The sequence below is a fragment of the Proteus sp. fly-1089 genome (assembly GCF_040138965.1).
In the GTDB taxonomy this organism is placed as follows: Bacteria; Pseudomonadota; Gammaproteobacteria; order Enterobacterales; family Enterobacteriaceae; genus Proteus; species Proteus vulgaris_B.
The window spans coordinates 1-1185 of sequence record NZ_JBEETS010000020.1; the positions used below are offsets into that span (position 1 = coordinate 1).

Annotated in this window: 1 protein-coding gene; it reads left to right on the top strand. The window is 45.3% G+C overall.

From position 1 onward, the window contains the following. Positions 1–1184 (top strand): elongation factor Tu (gene tuf / locus ABN080_RS18140; RefSeq protein WP_196554958.1); only part of this gene is annotated, 1184 nt, incomplete at its 5' end. Between the last annotated feature and the right edge of the window lies 1 nt (position 1185).

Below are 1185 nucleotides of genomic sequence, written 5' to 3' on the forward strand. Positions count from 1 at the left end.
TGTCTAAAGAAAAATTTGAACGTTCAAAACCGCACGTTAACGTTGGTACTATCGGCCACGTTGACCACGGTAAAACTACTCTGACTGCTGCAATCACTACAGTTTTAGCTAAAACTTACGGTGGTGCTGCTCGTGCATTCGATCAAATCGATAACGCACCAGAAGAAAAAGCTCGTGGTATCACCATTTCTACTTCACACGTAGAATATGACACACCAACTCGTCACTACGCACACGTAGACTGCCCAGGTCACGCCGACTATGTTAAAAACATGATCACTGGTGCTGCGCAAATGGACGGAGCTATCCTGGTAGTTGCTGCGACTGATGGCCCAATGCCACAAACTCGTGAGCACATCCTGTTAGGTCGTCAGGTTGGTGTTCCTTACATCATCGTGTTCCTGAACAAATGTGACATGGTAGATGATGAAGAATTACTGGAATTAGTAGAAATGGAAGTTCGTGAACTTCTGTCTCAGTACGATTTCCCAGGTGATGACACTCCAGTAATCCGTGGTTCAGCGCTGAAAGCACTGGAAGGCGAAGCTGAGTGGGAAGCAAAAATTGTTGAATTAGCAGAAGCCCTGGATTCATACATCCCAGAACCAGAGCGTGCAATTGACAAGCCATTCCTGTTACCAATCGAAGACGTATTCTCAATCTCAGGCCGTGGTACAGTAGTAACAGGTCGTGTTGAGCGTGGTGTTGTTAAAGTTGGTGAAGAAGTTGAAATCGTTGGTATCAAACCAACAGTTAAAACAACTTGTACTGGCGTTGAAATGTTCCGTAAATTACTTGACGAAGGTCGTGCAGGTGAGAACGTTGGTGTTCTGTTGCGTGGTACTAAACGTGAAGAAATCGAACGTGGACAAGTACTGGCTAAACCAGGTTCAATCAAGCCACACACTAAATTCGAATCAGAAGTTTATATTCTGAGCAAAGATGAAGGTGGTCGTCACACTCCATTCTTCAAAGGCTACCGTCCACAGTTCTACTTCCGTACAACTGACGTAACTGGTACTATCGAATTACCAGAAGGCGTAGAAATGGTAATGCCAGGTGACAACATCAACATGATCGTTGAACTGATTCACCCAATCGCGATGGACGACGGTTTACGTTTCGCTATCCGCGAAGGTGGCCGTACAGTAGGTGCGGGCGTTGTTGCTAAAGTATTAGGTTAAT